The following is a 14,195-nucleotide window of genomic DNA, read 5'->3' as shown; positions in this document are numbered from 1 at the left end:
AGGGGCGGTCGGGGATTCTCTCCGAGAGAGTTGGCCGAGTAGAGTGCCGAAGTACAACTTAGGAAATGACCTACGCGAAAAGAAGACCACATCGCTTGGATGGTCAAGAATGTAAGTCATTTCGCGTGAAATCAGAGAGGCATCCCACCAAGTCATCTGAAATTTCCGCTACGTGCGGAACATTTTCAGACAACCTGATGAGAGCGGTGCCTTACCTCAAGAAGACAGGTAAGAGGAACGGGTCAGACCCAGACGCAGCGCGTCGAGGAATTGGGTACGCTCGGCGGCGGTGATGCGGGCACTGGCGCATTTGTCGCGGTAGTGGGTCATCAACTCTTCCGGCGACAAGTGCACGTAACGCAGCATGTCTTCGATAGTGTCGTGGGTTTCGATACCCGCGTGGTACACGCTGCCATCAGCGTTCTGATAGATGTTCACCGAGTCGGTGTCACCGAACAGGTTGTGCATGTCGCCGAGAATTTCCTGGTAGGCGCCGACCAGGAAGATACCCAGCAGGTAGTCTTCACCGTCGTTCAAACCGTGAACCGGCAGGCTGGTTTCGATGCTCTGCTCGTCGACGTATTGCTTGATCTTGCCGTCGGAGTCGCAAGTCAGGTCTTGCAGCACGGCACGGCGCAGCGGCTCTTCGTCGAGACGGTGCAGCGGCAGGATCGGCAGGACCTGGCCGATGGCCCAAGTGTCCGGCAGGCTCTGGAATACCGAGAAGTTGCAGATGTACTTGTCGGCCAGCTTGTCGTTGAGTTCGTCGAGCACCTGACGGTGCGAACGCTGACGAGCCTTCAACGAGTTGTGCAGGCGACGGCACACCGCGAAGTAGCATTGCTCGGCCAGGGCTTTCTCGGCCAGGGTCAACTTGCCATCGGCGTACTGGGTCGCGATGTCGCTCATGTAGTGAGTGGCGCGCCAGTAGGTTTCGGTAACCATCTCGATGTCGGTCGGGCCCAGCAGGTCAACCAGCCACTGCACGGTTTCCGGCAGTTCTTCCTTGTTATCGATCTGCGGCACGTCGTCGTTGTGCTTCTCGACGTCGGTCACTTGCACCACGAGCATCGCGTGGTGAGCGGTCAGGGAACGGCCGCTTTCGGAGAAGATGTTCGGGTGCGGCAGGTTCTGCGCGTCGCAGAATTCCTTGAGCATCCCGACCACGACACCGGCGTAATCGTCCATGTCGTAGTTGATCGAGCTGGCGTTGCGCGAGTGCGTACCGTCGTAGTCCACGCCCAAACCGCCACCGACGTCGATGTGATCTACCGGCAGGCCCAGGTTGCGCAGTTCGCCGTAGTAACGAATCGCTTCCTTGAAACCGTGCTGGTAGTCCGCCAGGTTGGCGATCTGCGAGCCCATGTGGAAGTGCAACAGGCGAATGCCCTGATCCAGGCCCGCCGCGCGGAAACGCTCGACCACCGACAGCAGTTGCGCCGCCGACAGACCGAACTTGGATTTCTCGCCACCGGTGTCGGCCCATTTGCTCGACGCCAGGGACGACAGACGCACGCGCAAACCAACCTGAGGCTTGACCTTGAGCGAGGCGGCTTCTTCGATCACCAGGCCGACTTCGGATTCTTTCTCGATCACGATGAACACGTTGTGGCCGAGCTTTTGGCCCATCAGCGCCAGACGAATGAATTCGCGGTCCTTGTAGCCGTTGCAGACGATGGTGCCGCCCTTCGGCGCCAGGGCCAGCACGGCCAGCAGCTCAGGCTTGGAGCCGGCTTCAAGACCAATGGACACGTCCTGGGTCGCAATGATGTTCTCGATCACCGCTTCTTGCTGGTTAACCTTGATCGGGTACAGCGCGGTGTACTTGCTCTGGTATTCCAGACGCTCGATGTTGGCGTCGAACGCGCCGGTCAGCTGACGCACGCGGTCTTGCAGAATGTCAGGGAAACGCACCAGCAGCGGCAAGGACAGGCCGCTTTTACGCAGCTGGTCGACTTGCTCGAACAGGTCGATAGGCGAACTGGTCGGACCGTTCGGACGAACTTCGACGCGACCGGCGTCATTGATCGCGAAGTACCCGGCCCCCCAATGGCGAATCCCGTAAACACTGCGGCTGTCCGCAACTGTCCATTGGCTGCCATCGTCTTTGCGTGTGCGTCGTACGGACATTGAAGTCCCCTATAAAGAAGTCATAGAGCGTCGCCTGGGTTCAGGCCGGCGCAGTCTAAAGAATGAAAATGACGGTTCGTCAACGAGGGGATAGACCTCGCTGACCGCAGTGAGTTTAGAAACCGGTCAGAACAGGCTCTGTGAAAACCATGTAGACGACGCCAGACCTGCTGTCAGGACTGGATCAAGCCGAGGGTGGTTTTCACAGAGGCTGCTAGCCGCCGGACTTCTTCGCTTTGAAACCGTGTTTGATCAGCTCGGCCAAGAGTAGCTCGACATGATCGCCCTGGATTTCAATGATTCCGTCTTTCAACGCACCACCGGTCCCGCAACGTTTCTTCAACGTGGTCGCCAGGTCCTTGAGTGCGTCTTCGGCCAACGGCACGCCGGTGATGGTGGTCACCGTCTTGCCGCCACGCCCCTTGCTTTCGCGACGCACGCGAGCGATGCCGTCGCCGGCCGGGATAACGGTCTGTTTGCAGATGCAGGCATCCACCGGTTTACTGCAATCCGGGCAATGACGACCTGCGTCGGTGGAAAATACCAGGCCACCAAGGGCGGCGAAGGATGCGGCTTTTTTGGCCACCGGCAATCCTCTTGGGAGGACAAAGACTGGTCGCAGCACTTGGCATCGACCGCGAAGCCCCACTCAGGCAGGGGCAGCGCTACTGAACCAGAAAATCCTCTGTAGGAGCTGTCGAGTGCAACGAGGCTGCGATCTTTTGATTTTGACTCAAAAGCAAAGTCAAAAGATCGCAGCCTGCGGCAGCTCCTACAACAAGCATTGCCGGTTCAGCTTGAAAAGGTCGCGCAGTGTAACGGCAAAAAGCCGACTTGCTAAGAGCCAATCGGCGCCAATTTATGCCTCTTTTGCGACGTCATTCGCCCGAGAACCAAGATACCGCTTCAATGCGGCCAGAGAGTCCGGGCAATAAGGCTTTTGCTGGATTTCCAGCAGGACCTGATCAACGGGGATAAAGCGCGCTTCCAGCACCTCTTCCGGTTGCAGGATCAACGGGCCGTCCCACACCGCCGAAAACGCCGAGCACCAGAGTCGATTGCCGGTGTCTTCGAAGAAAAAGTGGTCATGGGCGGTCAGTTCCACACCGCTCACGCCCAGCTCTTCTTCCAGCTCGCGGGCAGCCGATTCGGCGTAGGTTTCGGTCGCTAGTACCATGCCCCCCGCCGCCACGTCCCAGAAACCTGGATAAATGGCTTTGCTCAGCGTGCGTCGATGCACGCAGAGTTCACCGGCGGAATTGAACAGCATGATGTAAGTGCCGCGCCCGATCAGCCCGCGTTCACGCAGGTCGGAGCGGACCAGGGCGCCGAGCAGGTTGTCCTGCTCGTCAACCCAGGCGATCTGTTCGGCATCCGAGGCCGCGCGGTGCGCGACCTCTCTGGCGCTATCGACCATGACTTAGCCCTGATTGAGCAATTGACGCAAATCGATCACTGCGGCGTTGGCCCGGGAGATGTAGTTGGCCATGACCAGCGAATGGTTGGCCAGCACCCCGAAGCCGCTGCCATTAAGGATCATAGGACTCCAGACCGGTTCCTGCGAGGCTTCCAGTTCACGAATGATCTGACGCACGCTGACCGTGGCGTTCTTCTTGGCCAGCACATCGGCGAAGTCGACTTCGATGGCACGCAGCAGATGGGACAAGGCCCAGGCCTGACCGCGAGCTTCGTAGAACACGTTATCGATCTGCATCCACGGGGTTTCAACGATTTCTTCGTCAACCTGCGGCACCTGACCCGGAGCGATGACTTCGGTTTTCAGCGCCGTGTTGAGCTTGACCCGGCCAACGCTGGCCGACAGCCGTTGCGACAGCGAACCCAAACGGGTACCGACATCGCCCAGCCAGTTGTTCAGGTTGTCGGCGCGGGCATAGAACAGCGCGCTTTTCTGACTTGGGTCGGACAGGCGCGCCTGATAACGGCTCAGGGAGTTGATGCCTTCCTGGTATTCGGACTCACTGGAAGGCAGCACCCAGCTCTTGTTGTCGAAGTTGAAGCGCGGCTCGGCCTTGGCCAGGTCAGCGTCTTCGGTGGACTGCGACTGGGAACGAGCGAAGTCTTTACGCAGCGCACGACTCAGGTCACGGACCTGGACCAGCACGCCATATTCCCAGCTCGGCGTGTTATCCATCCACAGGCCCGGCGGGAAACGGTCGTTGGAAATATAGCCACCCGGTTTGGTCAGCAAAGTACCGGCGACGGTCTTGAGGGTTTCGACCGTGGTGTAGCCGATGACCATTTGCTTGCCTTCTTTCTCGGCGGCTATTTGAGCATTCTGCTGAACCGGGAACAGCGCAGGTTCCTGGCTCCAGTACCAGCCCAGCGCAATAGCCACCAGCAAGTAAATGGCAATCAGAGTGGCCAGCGCCCGGCTGAACAACAGGCCACCCAAGTAACTGCGGGTGGCCGATTTCGGTTCAGCGGCACGTTCAGGCGCGCTGCCCGCGCGGTTCTTCCAGTCCAGCATGGCGATATCCTTTCAATCACTTGAGTTCATCGGTTCGACCACAACCCTATCTCATCGTGCCTCGTTTGCCGCGCATTAAATCCTGCGTTAACACTACCCGCACAATGTCCACGATCGACGGCCACTATAAATGAAGCACAGCTTCGATCCTATGCGACCAGTCGGTCACTAACTGAATAAGGTCGCTTTGCAGTTAATTGACGCACGACACTCATGCGATGGAAAAGAGGTGCTAGCATAGAGCCACCAGTCGATCTCAGCATGCACCCTAACTAGTAGTCAGGATATGACCGAGCCAGAAGACCCCAGCCGTGAGCGCCTCAAGCACCACTTTGCCCAGCGGGTAATTCATCAGGCACGTCAAATTCTTGAGATATGGCAGCGCCTGCAATGCAGCGAGTGGTCCACCACCGACTTATCGGAACTGAGCGAGGCCAACCTGCGCCTGCTGCGTTTCGCCGAACGTTTCGAACAACCTGAACACTCGCAGCTGGCACGCCACATCGGTCAGTCGCTGGAGGCTGTCGACGCCAATCGCGGACGCCTGAGCAGCGGACTGATCACTGACCTCAATCGTTTGATGCAACGCCTGTCACGCACCGGCTTGCGCCATGGCGATCAGTTGGACCAGACCTTTCTGCCGCCGCTGCGCAAGCCGATTTACGTGATGCTGCAGGATTACGACCGCGCCGAGCGCCTGGCCAAGCAGCTGGAATTTTTTGGTCTCAGCGCTCAAGCCCTCGACAGCGTTGCGGCGTTCCGCTCTTCGATGGTCGAGCGCTTGCCCGCGGCGATCGTCATGGACGTGGACTTCAGTGGCGCCGGCATCGGCCTGAAACTGGCCGCCGAAGCCCAGGAAGGCCTCGATCATCAATTGCCGCTGTTATTCTTCAGCCTGCACGAAACCGATACCCCTACCCGCCTCGCCGCCGTGCGTGCCGGTGGCCAGGAGTTCCTGACCGGCACCCTCGAAGCCTCGAGCTTGCTGGAGAAAATCGAAGTCCTGACCTGCGTCGCCCAGTACGAACCTTATAAAGTGCTGATCATCGACGACTCCCGCGCCCAGGCCTTGCACACCGAGCGCCTGCTCAATAGCGCCGGGATCGTCACGCGGACCTTGATCGAGCCGATCCAGGCCATGGCCGAGCTCGCGGACTTCCAGCCAGACCTGATCATCCTCGACATGTACATGCCGGCCTGCACCGGTACTGAACTGGCCAAAGTGATCCGCCACAACGACCGCTACGTCAGCGTGCCGATCATTTACCTGTCGGCCGAGGACGATCTGGACAAACAGCTCGACGCGATGAGCGAGGGCGGCGACGACTTCCTGACCAAACCGATCAAGCCCCGGCACCTGATCACCACCGTGCGCAACCGCGCGGCGCGGGCGCGCAATCTGAAAGCGCGGATGGTCCGCGACAGCCTTACCGGGCTGTACAACCACACGCACATTCTGCAATTGCTCGAAGACTGCAGCTTCCGCGCCCGCCGCGAGAGCAAGCCGCTGAGCTTTGCGATGCTCGACATCGACCACTTCAAACGAGTCAACGACAGCCACGGCCACCCCATGGGCGATCGGGTGATCAAGAGCCTGGCGCTGTTTCTCAAGCAACGCTTGCGCAAGACCGATTTCATCGGCCGTTACGGCGGTGAAGAGTTCGCGATCGTCATGCCGGACACCGATCTCGAATCGGCCCACAAAGTGCTCGACGAAATCCGTCGACGTTTTGCCGAGATTCACTACCCGGCTCAACCACAGGACCTCTGGTGCACGTTCAGCGCCGGGGTGGTGGAACTGTGTGAACACTCCGACAGCCTGATGATGGCCAGCCAGGCAGACGAAGCGCTGTACCGCGCGAAAGACGCCGGACGCAACCGCGTGCAAGCTGCGCGGACACCAAAGCAAAGTGCCACCTTTTCATCGGAATCGACCGATTCGGTCATAACCCTGTAACACAAACGCAATAAATTCAGGCGCTTACCATTCTGCCGCTGGTAGACCCGCGATGCGCCTGAAGCTGCTGACCAATCTCAACACCCTCCTTTTAGTCGCCGTGTGCGTGGCCCTTGGCGCCACGCTTTGGTGGTCGCAAAAGGCCCTGGAGCGCCCCTATCTATTGATGGAGCGTTACTTGGGCTTGTCCCAGCAATTTCAGAATGAAGTCGCGCGCAACATCGACGACTACCTCGCCAGCGGCGATGCCCTGCGCCTGAGCAGCGCCAGCCAGGCCATCGACGGCCTGCAAAAGGAACTCGGTGAGTTGCCGCCGGCCTTGGCCGACACCTTGCGCCCGAGCCTGTCGAACCTGGAAGAGTTCAGCAAAACCGACCTGCTGGCCGCCGGCAAACTCGCGGGCGATCCGCAAGCGCTGTTGCTGCAGGCCGAACGCGAACTCGGTGCCAGCCTCGATCAGCTCAGCCAATACGCCAGCGCTAACCCGGCGTATCTGACGCCGTTGCTCGCCGCCTCCCAGCACGTGGGCAAATTGTCTCTGGCCCGGGACAAACTGGTCAGCAGCGGCCGCAGCGAACTGGCCGCCGATGTCGAGCGTGAAGTCAGCAACATCCGCACCCAGGCTGAGCTGCTGGGCGCCTTGCCGCTGCTCGGTGTAGCCAGTAGCAGCGAATCCGGCACCGATGATTTCGCCGCGATGATGGGCTTGGAGAACACCGAAAAAGCTGTTGCCGAAGATGCGGGCGTCGGCCTCAAGCGCGAACTCAACAGCCTGCTGACGCGCTACCCCGCCGAACTCTCCCGTACTCGTGACCAGATCCAGAAACGCACCGACCTCAGCGCCGCCACTCACCTGAAAATCGCCGCCGTGCAGCAGGCCATTGCCGGACTGGAACCGGTGGTTCGCGCCCAGCACGGACAGATCCAGGGCGAAGTGCGGCTGATGCAAGGCGTGATGATTGGCCTGATTCTGCTGATTGCCTTGCTGATCGACACCTTGCAACGGAAACTGGCCCGGACGCTAACCAACCTCGCCCCGGCCCTTTCGACCTGGGCCGAGGGCGACTTCAGCCGGGACATTCAACTGGGTAAAACCAATCGCGAACTGCATGACATCCGAGCTTCGCTCAATCGCTTGCGCGCCTATCTGGTCGATCTGGTCGGGACCATTCGCCTCAACGCCGAACAGGTCGCCGGCAGTAGCCGAACCCTGGCCGAGCTGAGCAATGACCTGCACAGCGGCGCCGAACATCAGGCCGGCGACACGGCGCTGATCCGCGATTCCCTCGGCGAGCTGGAAGCGACCATTCAACAGGTTGCTGGCGATGCCAGCCAGGCGGCCGACGCGAGCCGCCATGCCGGGCTGGCGGTGGAGCACGGCCAGAAAGTCATCGGCTTGAGCCTCACCGGGCTACACGCGCTGGTTGGCGAAGTGCAAGGCAACGCGCAAATGATCGAACACCTGGCCGAGGAGTCGGCAACCATTGGCGGCGTGCTGACGGTCATCCGCTCGATTGCCGACCAGACCAACCTCCTGGCCCTGAACGCCGCCATCGAAGCGGCCCGAGCCGGGGAAATGGGTCGGGGGTTTGCGGTGGTGGCCGAAGAAGTTCGCTCACTGGCGCAACGCACCGCTGGCGCCACAGCAGAGATCCAGACGCTAATCGCCGGTTTGCAAACCGCGGCGCGACAATCGGTGGAAGGCATGCGCGCCCAGGTCGAACACGCCGAAGCCACTGCCAATCAGGCCCAGGCCGCCGACGGTGCGCTGGATAAAATCGTCGGCGCGATCCAGACCATTTCCGACACCGCCGTGCGCATCGCCGATGTCACCGCCCAGCAGAGTGGCGCCGTCAGCGAGATCCGCGATCACAGTGAGCGGATTCACCAATTGGGTGGGGATAACTTGCTGCGCATCGGCGAGGGACGCGTGCAGGGGGAGAATTTGTTGGTGCTGGGCGGACGACTGCATACCGCCGTCCAAGCCTTCCGCGTCTGAAAGATCGCGTTCGCGAGCAGGCTCGCTCCCACAGGGGTACGCGTTCCATTGTGGGAGCGAGCCTGCTCGCGAAGGCGTCATTGCAATCACCGCAAGACTCCCCGCCCTGCACACCCGACCGCCGTCCGCTATCATGCCCTCACTTTCGATACGCGAGATTGTCATGCGCCGTTTGCTCTGCTTGTTGTTTTTTGTGCTTGCCCTGCCGGCCACCGCCGCCGGTTTGCTGGACAGTCGGCCCAGTTCAACGTTGGGCTCGATCAACAACAGCGCCGACTTTCTGCCGGTGCGTGAAGCCTTTCAGCTGAGTCTGGTAGAAAGCACACCGCAATCGATCAAACTGCGTTTCGTCGCCACAGAGGGCTACTACCTCTACCGGCACCGCTTTCAGTTTCGCACCGACCCGCCCGATGCAGGCCTGGGCGCTGCACAACTGCCCAAGGGCGAACAGAAGCACGATGAGTATTTCGGCGATGTCGAGGTCTACCACGGCATTCTCGAAGTCGAACTGCCGCGTACTGATCAACGCGCCTTCACCCTGGTGGTTACGTACCAGGGTTGCGCCGACAAAGGCTTGTGCTATCCACCCGAAACCGAGCGCCTGAGTATTGATGGCAGCGCAGGCGCGCCCCCGGCCTGGAGCTGGCGCGAACTGGCGCTGTTCTTCCTCGCAGGCATAGGCCTGACGTTCACACCGTGCGTGCTGCCGATGCTGCCGATTCTGTCCGGCGTGGTTTTGCGTGGTCAGGTGGGGGGGTTACGCGGCTTCAATCTATCTTTGGCCTACGTGCTGCCAATGGCCGCCTGCTTCGCCCTGCTCGGGGCATTGATGGGGATGTTCGGCGCACAGCTCAATCTTCAGGCGCGGCTGCAATCGGCGTGGGTGCTGGTGCCGTTCGCGATGTTTTTTGCGCTGTTTGCCTTGGCGATGTTTGGCGTCTTCGAACTCAAGCTACCTCACGCTATCAGCAGTCGGCTGGATCGAATCGCCGGTCGCACCGAGGGCGGTTCGTTGTGGGGCGCCGCCGTGCTGGGCGTGGTTTCCAGCCTGTTGGTGTCGCCCTGCGTCTCGGCGCCGCTGGCCGGCGCGCTGCTGTACATCAGCGCCAGCGGCGATGCATTGGGCGGTGGTCTGAAACTGTTCATGCTCGGCCTCGGCATGGGCGCCCCGCTGCTACTGGTCGCCACCGGTGGCGCCGCCTGGCTGCCGAAAAGCGGACCCTGGCTGGTATATGTAAAAAACGCGATTGGCGTTTTGTTGCTGGGGCTGGCGATCGGCCTGCTCAGTCGAGTACTGCCGGGCCAGATCACGTTGCTGCTGATCGGCTTGCTGGCCGGTGGCGTCGGGTTGTTCATGGGTGCGCTGGAGTTCGTCTACAAACCGCCGAGAAAACGCCTGGGCCAATTGCTGGGGATGTTCCTGCTGTTTTATGCGCTGGCGTGTTGGTACGGAGCGTTTAGCGGCCAGACCGACCTGCTCAATCCGATTGGCCAGCCGCGCACGGTTGCCGGCAATGAGCAACCGCAAAACACCAGTGCCTGGCAAACCGTCAGCACTCCGGCTGACCTGGACCGCGTCCTCGCCGAAGCCAAATTTTCAGGCACCCCGCTGCTGCTCGACTGGTACGCCGACTGGTGCATCAGTTGCAAAGTCATCGAACATAAGGTGCTCAACGATGCCAAGGTCGTCGAACTTCTCAAAGGCTATCGACTGATCCGCTTCGACATCACCGCCAGCAACGCCGAGCAACGCGCCTTGCTTGACCGCTACAAACTGTTTGGCCCGCCAGCGCTGATGTTTTTCGGCAAGGACGGCGTCGAACACGCCGATGTGCGAGTGATCGGCGAGATCAACGCCACCGACTTCGCCGAACGTGTTGTGAAAGCAAATGACCGAATTTAATAACCCGGTCACATATTTCGCGCAAACATCGGCCATCGTGCTGGCTATTGCATAGAACTGGACAGTCACAAAGGCTTTGCGGCATAGTCGCCGGGTTCTGACAATTGCACACAGATCACAAGGAACAGCAGATGGCGACGCTACTGGTTCTGCACGGACCCAACCTGAACATGCTCGGCACCCGTGAACCGGGTACCTACGGCGCTACGACACTGGCGCAGATCAACCAGGACCTGGAACGCCGTGCCCGTGAAGCCGGCCACCATTTGCTGCACCTGCAAAGCAACGCCGAGTACGAATTGATCGACCGCATCCACGCTGCCCGCAGCGAAGGTGTGGACTTCATTCTGATCAACCCAGCAGCTTTTACGCACACAAGTGTCGCATTACGTGACGCGCTGCTGGCGGTGAGCATCCCATTCATCGAAGTGCATTTGTCTAACGTGCACAAACGCGAACCTTTCCGCCATCACTCTTACTTCTCCGACGTAGCGGTGGGAGTGATCTGCGGCCTTGGCGCCAGCGGTTATCGACTGGCCCTGGAGGCTGCACTAGAGCTGCTTGAAAGACAGGCAACGGCTTGAACAACAAGCGTAACGCCCCTGACCGACCCTTGGGAGTTGATGATTCATGGATATCCGTAAAGTTAAGAAACTGATCGAACTGCTGGAAGAGTCCGGCATCGACGAGCTCGAGATCAAGGAAGGCGAAGAGTCCGTACGCATCAGCCGTCACAGCAAGACCCCGGCTCAGCAGTACTACGCACCGGCTCCAATGCATGCTCCGGCGCCTGCGCCTGTTGCTGCTGCCCCGGTTGCTGCCGCCGCACCTGCTGCTCCGGCCGCGCCAGTTCTGAACGGTAACGTTGCCCGTTCGCCTATGGTCGGCACCTTCTATCGCAAATCTTCGCCATCCTCGCCGTCCTTCGTTGAAGTCGGCCAGACCGTGAAGAAAGGCGACACCCTGTGCATCGTCGAAGCCATGAAGATGATGAACCACATCGAAGCTGAAAGCAGCGGTGTGATCGAATCCATCCTCGTCGAAGACGGCCAGCCGGTTGAGTACGACCAACCGCTGTTCACCATCGTTTGAACCGCGGAGAGACTTTGATGACTGCGAAGTTGGAAAAAGTTCTGATCGCCAACCGCGGTGAGATCGCCCTGCGGATTCTGCGTGCCTGCAAAGAGATGGGCATCAAGACTGTCGCCGTTTACTCCAAGGCCGACAAAGAGCTGATGCACCTGGGTCTGGCAGACGAATCCGTTTGCATCGGCCCGGCCTCGGCCGCGCATTCTTATCTGCACATCCCGGCAATCATCGCCGCGGCTGAAGTGACTGGCGCTACCGCCATTCACCCAGGCTACGGTTTCCTTGCGGAAAACGCTGACTTCGCCGAACAGGTCGAAAACTCCGGCTTCGCGTTCATTGGCCCGAAAGCCGACACCATTCGCCTGATGGGCGACAAGGTATCGGCCAAGCACGCCATGATCGCAGCCGGTGTTCCAACCGTTCCGGGTTCCGACGGCCCGTTGCCTGAAGACGAAGAAACCGCTCTGCGCATCGGTCGCGAAGTCGGTTACCCGGTGATCATCAAAGCCGCTGGCGGCGGCGGTGGTCGCGGCATGCGCGTTGTGCATAAAGAAGAAGACCTGATCTCCTCGGCGAAACTGACCCGCTCCGAAGCAGGCGCGGCGTTCGGCAACCCGATGGTCTATCTGGAAAAATTCCTGACCAACCCACGTCACGTGGAAGTTCAGGTACTTTCCGACGGCCAGGGCCACGCCATCCATCTGGGCGACCGCGATTGCTCGCTGCAACGTCGTCACCAGAAGGTTCTCGAAGAAGCGCCGGCACCGGGCATCGATGAGAAGGCACGGGCTGAAGTCCTCGCACGCTGCGTCAAGGCTTGCATCGACATCAACTACCGTGGCGCGGGTACTTTCGAGTTCCTGTACGAGAACGGCGCGTTCTATTTCATCGAAATGAACACCCGCGTTCAGGTTGAGCACCCGGTTTCGGAAATGGTCACCGGCATCGACATCGTCAAGGAGATGCTCAGCATCGCCGCTGGCAACAAGCTGTCGTACACCCAGGAAGACGTGGTTATCCGCGGTCATGCACTGGAATGCCGAATCAACGCCGAAGACCCGAAAACGTTCATGCCGAGCCCAGGCACGGTCAAGCATTTCCACGCACCAGGCGGCAACGGCGTTCGCGTCGATTCGCACCTGTACAGTGGTTATGCCGTTCCGCCGAACTACGATTCGTTGATCGGCAAGCTGATCACCTACGGCGCAACCCGTGACGAAGCCATGGCGCGCATGCGCAATGCGCTGGACGAAATCGTTGTCGACGGGATCAAGACCAACATCCCGCTGCACCGCGACCTGGTCCGCGATGAAGGCTTCTGCAAAGGTGGAATCAACATCCACTACCTGGAACACAAGCTGGCTGCCGAAAAGCATTAAGCTGTGACCCATACCAACAAGGCCGCTTTCGAGCGGCTTTGTTGTTTCTGAAGGTTTCATAAAGCAAGCCAACGCAACACACCCTTGTAGCAGCTGGCGAAGCCTGCGTTCGGCTGCGAAGCAGTCGTAAAACCTGAGAACGCGGTCTTCCTGAAGCACCGCATTGCCTGGATTCACGACTGCTGCGCAGCCGAACGCCGGCTTCGCCAGCTGCTACAGGGGTGTCGCGACTTAACTGACCGGCATTCAGAGCTGCCCACTCCCACAAAACCTTCGCGCTCGCGTAAACTTGCGCGCTTCTCGCAGCCCGCTAGGCTGCAATCAATATTTTTCAAAGGTGCCCGCCATGCCTTGGCTGCAAGTCCGTCTCGCCATCAGCCCAGAACAAGCCGAAACCTACGAAGACGCTTTCCTTGAAGTGGGCGCCGTATCGGTGACCTTCATGGACGCCGAAGATCAGCCGATCTTCGAGCCGGAACTCAACACCACGCCGCTGTGGTCGCACACGCACCTGCTGGCCCTGTTCGAAGGTGGCACCGAAGCCGCCACCGTGCTGGCCCACCTCGAGTTGCTGACCGGCAGCCCGCTGCCCGAGCATCACAGCGAAGTCATCGAAGACCAGGACTGGGAACGTAGCTGGATGGACGGTTTCCAGCCGATGCGTTTCGGCCAGCGCCTGTGGATCGTCCCAAGCTGGCACGCCGCGCCAGAGCCTGACGCCGTGAATTTGCTGCTGGATCCGGGCCTGGCGTTCGGCACCGGCACACACCCGACCACCGCACTGTGCCTGGAATGGCTCGACGGCCAGGACCTGAAAGACTGCAACGTGCTGGATTTCGGCTGCGGCTCGGGGATTCTGGCGATTGCCGCCCTGCTGCTGGGCGCCAAGGAAGCCGTCGGTACCGATATCGACGTGCAAGCTCTGGAAGCCTCCCGCGACAACGCCGGGCGCAACAACATTGCCGAAGCGCTGTTCCCGCTGTACCTGCCAGAAGATCTGCCGCAAGTTCAGGCCGACGTGCTGGTGGCCAACATTCTTGCCGGCCCGCTGGTTTCCCTGGCGCCGCAATTGTCCAGCCTGGTCAAATCCGGTGGTCGTCTGGCGCTGTCGGGCATCCTTGCCGAGCAAGGTGAAGAAGTCGCCAAGGCTTACGCCCAGGACTTCGATCTGGACCCGATCGCCAATCGCGATGGCTGGGTGCGCATCACTGGCCGTCGGCGCTAGAATGAGCACCTGCATAAACCGGATC

The 14,195-nt window shown here is 60.1% G+C and carries 11 protein-coding genes; 7 read left to right on the top strand and 4 right to left on the bottom strand.

What is annotated here, in order from left to right:
* Positions 1 to 216 precede the first annotated feature (216 nt).
* The 4 genes from speA to EAH74_RS28460 form a co-directional block, all read right to left on the bottom strand.
* Complete coding sequence (speA, locus tag EAH74_RS28475; protein ID WP_008153741.1) at positions 217 to 2,130, bottom strand: arginine decarboxylase; 1,914 nt, start codon at positions 2,128 to 2,130, stop codon at positions 217 to 219.
* A gap of 214 nt (positions 2,131 to 2,344) precedes the next feature.
* Entirely contained in the window at positions 2,345 to 2,716 is a 372-nt protein-coding gene (locus EAH74_RS28470) for a translation initiation factor Sui1 (RefSeq protein ID WP_033059567.1), read from the bottom strand.
* Between the two features lie 273 nt (positions 2,717 to 2,989).
* Complete coding sequence (locus EAH74_RS28465; protein WP_095127311.1) at positions 2,990 to 3,547, bottom strand: NUDIX hydrolase; 558 nt, start codon at positions 3,545 to 3,547, stop codon at positions 2,990 to 2,992.
* A gap of 3 nt (positions 3,548 to 3,550) precedes the next feature.
* The gene (locus EAH74_RS28460; RefSeq protein WP_140683161.1) at positions 3,551 to 4,618 is read right to left on the bottom strand and encodes a DUF2333 family protein; all 1,068 of its coding nucleotides are present in this window, start codon (positions 4,616 to 4,618) and stop codon (positions 3,551 to 3,553) included.
* 286 nt (positions 4,619 to 4,904) lie between these two features.
* On the opposite strand from EAH74_RS28460, the gene gcbA reads away from it, so the two are divergent.
* From gcbA to prmA, 7 genes are all read left to right on the top strand, one after another.
* Complete coding sequence (gene gcbA / locus EAH74_RS28455) at positions 4,905 to 6,575, top strand: diguanylate cyclase GcbA (RefSeq protein WP_140683158.1); 1,671 nt, start codon at positions 4,905 to 4,907, stop codon at positions 6,573 to 6,575.
* A 52-nt stretch (positions 6,576 to 6,627) separates the two neighbouring features.
* On the top strand, positions 6,628 to 8,574 hold the full coding sequence (locus EAH74_RS28450) for a methyl-accepting chemotaxis protein (protein ID WP_140683155.1): 1,947 nt from the start codon (positions 6,628 to 6,630) through the stop codon (positions 8,572 to 8,574).
* A gap of 163 nt (positions 8,575 to 8,737) precedes the next feature.
* The gene (locus EAH74_RS28445; protein WP_140683152.1) at positions 8,738 to 10,477 is read left to right on the top strand and encodes a protein-disulfide reductase DsbD; all 1,740 of its coding nucleotides are present in this window, start codon (positions 8,738 to 8,740) and stop codon (positions 10,475 to 10,477) included.
* A gap of 131 nt (positions 10,478 to 10,608) precedes the next feature.
* Positions 10,609 to 11,061, top strand: a complete 453-nt coding sequence (gene aroQ / locus EAH74_RS28440; protein WP_129438831.1) for a type II 3-dehydroquinate dehydratase — start codon at positions 10,609 to 10,611, stop codon at positions 11,059 to 11,061.
* Between the two features lie 46 nt (positions 11,062 to 11,107).
* Positions 11,108 to 11,569, top strand: a complete 462-nt coding sequence (gene accB, locus EAH74_RS28435) for an acetyl-CoA carboxylase biotin carboxyl carrier protein (protein WP_008153753.1) — start codon at positions 11,108 to 11,110, stop codon at positions 11,567 to 11,569.
* 17 nt (positions 11,570 to 11,586) lie between these two features.
* Positions 11,587 to 12,945 (top strand): acetyl-CoA carboxylase biotin carboxylase subunit, encoded by a 1,359-nt coding sequence (accC, locus tag EAH74_RS28430; protein WP_140683149.1) that lies wholly within the window; start codon positions 11,587 to 11,589, stop codon positions 12,943 to 12,945.
* Positions 12,946 to 13,291: 346 nt separating this feature from the next.
* A complete protein-coding gene (gene prmA / locus EAH74_RS28425; RefSeq protein WP_140683146.1) occupies positions 13,292 to 14,170 on the top strand; it encodes a 50S ribosomal protein L11 methyltransferase in 879 nt (292 codons plus the stop codon).
* Positions 14,171 to 14,195: the final 25 nt, after the last annotated feature.

Origin of the sequence: Pseudomonas mandelii, assembly GCF_006438925.1 — a bacterium.
Lineage (GTDB): Bacteria > Pseudomonadota > Gammaproteobacteria > Pseudomonadales > Pseudomonadaceae > Aquipseudomonas > Aquipseudomonas mandelii_C.
Note: the sequence above shows the minus strand (reverse complement) of the source record. Positions and strands in the feature narration are given on the sequence as shown.

Excerpts from the sequence above, each read along its gene's own strand:
- EAH74_RS28445 (WP_140683152.1), top strand. The coding sequence starts at position 8,738 with ATGCGCCGTTTGCTCTGCTTGTTGTTTTTTGTGCTTGCCCTGCCGGCC.
- prmA (WP_140683146.1), top strand. The coding sequence starts at position 13,292 with ATGCCTTGGCTGCAAGTCCGTCTCGCCATCAGCCCAGAACAAGCCGAA.
- speA (WP_008153741.1), bottom strand. The coding sequence starts at position 2,130 with ATGTCCGTACGACGCACACGCAAAGACGATGGCAGCCAATGGACAGTT.
- EAH74_RS28450 (WP_140683155.1), top strand. The coding sequence starts at position 6,628 with ATGCGCCTGAAGCTGCTGACCAATCTCAACACCCTCCTTTTAGTCGCC.
- EAH74_RS28460 (WP_140683161.1), bottom strand. The coding sequence starts at position 4,618 with ATGCTGGACTGGAAGAACCGCGCGGGCAGCGCGCCTGAACGTGCCGCT.
- aroQ (WP_129438831.1), top strand. The coding sequence starts at position 10,609 with ATGGCGACGCTACTGGTTCTGCACGGACCCAACCTGAACATGCTCGGC.
- accB (WP_008153753.1), top strand. The coding sequence starts at position 11,108 with ATGGATATCCGTAAAGTTAAGAAACTGATCGAACTGCTGGAAGAGTCC.
- gcbA (WP_140683158.1), top strand. The coding sequence starts at position 4,905 with ATGACCGAGCCAGAAGACCCCAGCCGTGAGCGCCTCAAGCACCACTTT.
- EAH74_RS28465 (WP_095127311.1), bottom strand. The coding sequence starts at position 3,547 with ATGGTCGATAGCGCCAGAGAGGTCGCGCACCGCGCGGCCTCGGATGCC.
- accC (WP_140683149.1), top strand. The coding sequence starts at position 11,587 with ATGACTGCGAAGTTGGAAAAAGTTCTGATCGCCAACCGCGGTGAGATC.